Genomic DNA, 1282 nt, shown 5'->3' with positions numbered 1-1282 from the left:
GAATGCCCTACTACATTTATCTTAAAAGAGGAATGCTGTGTGTTCTCCTCTATGGTTTGTAAGACTTCATTTTTAAACTTTACTAAAGAGATGATTTGAGGGATAGCTGCTCCTAAAGCAATAAAGCCATCTGTTATAACAGCATCTTTAAATAATTCCTTGCTATGCACTTCTGTTCCTCTAAAAGCTAGAATATAAGTATCATTAGCTTGAGTGTCTTTAAAGAGAGTATGGGAATAACCACTGAGGCTTGTATTGGCTTGGTGATGAAGGATTTCAAAGCGAGAGGTGAAAGCTTTAGTTCGAGGGGAGAGGTGGTAAGTGAGAGTAGAGTCTTTGGATTGTTGTTCTTTAGTAGTGGCTACAAGGATTTTTTGATTTTTAAGATTTATATCTTCTTTGTCTCTATCTACAAAGCTTTGTATTGTATTATCTATCTTTACCAACTCACCTCTTTTAGGTTTAAAGATTTCCTTATCCTGACTAAACCTTGCTTCTATAGCTAAAGCATAAGCAGTGGCTTGTCCTAATTCTCTTTTATTTTTCTTTATTAGTTCTTGTATCTTATTATCTTGTGTGTTCTCCTCACTTATCTCATACCCTAACCTTATCCCATCAGCATAGATCCATCTAGCAGGAGGTTTTACCTTAGGATTAGCATTGTTTGCTTTCATAGTATCTAAGAAAGTATCAATGTCTTCATTCTCATTGATAGAGTGTAGTAAGGCATAACTTGCATCAGCTATATCTGCATAGTCTTTGAGTTCTTCTATGAAATCTTTAGGATTCATCTTACTGCTCCTTGTGTATCTTTTTCTCTTACAAAAGTATTATTGATGAGATAGAATATATTATCACCATCTATAGTCACTGCTTCTTTTTGGCTAAATCGTATGCCTCTGCCCTCATCTCCAAAGATGCCATATTTGGTTTCAAGCCAATTTATGCTTACTAGAAATGTAAGAGGAAATTCCTCACCTTTATCATCTCTATAAAAGCTTAGAAGAATTATACTAGGTTTTAGTGTATTATATACTTGCTCTCCCATATATTCTTTGATTTTTTGATAGTAGGGTTCAAATTGTTTTTCATAATAACCAAAGGCTTGATTATGGTATTTATACCCATTAGAGAGAGTTTGGGGGTGGGTTTTATCGATAGCTTTTATTTGTTCCCAAAAAGTATCTCCTGTTGTTACTTTTTCTCTCAATTCCTCTCTCTCCTTCTCCCTCTCTATCATTTCATCTCTTAGTTTCTTATCAAAGACATACAATCCTCCATA

The 1282-nt window shown here is 34.3% G+C and carries 1 protein-coding gene and 1 pseudogene; both read right to left on the bottom strand.

Features of this window, described 5'->3' with window-relative positions; genetic code table 11:
* Positions 1–791: pseudogene (locus OQH62_RS08485) on the bottom strand (hypothetical protein); the annotation flags it as partial.
* Positions 788–1282: hypothetical protein (locus tag OQH62_RS08480; protein ID WP_266016122.1), on the bottom strand; the 495-nt coding region annotated here is incomplete at its 5' end. The gene OQH62_RS08480 and the pseudogene OQH62_RS08485, both read right to left, overlap by 4 nt.

Origin of the sequence: Campylobacter sp. MIT 21-1684 (assembly GCF_026241315.1) — a bacterium.
Lineage (GTDB): Bacteria > Campylobacterota > Campylobacteria > Campylobacterales > Campylobacteraceae > Campylobacter_D.
The sequence above is the reverse complement of the archived record's forward strand: the minus strand, read 5'-3'. Positions and strand labels throughout refer to the sequence as shown.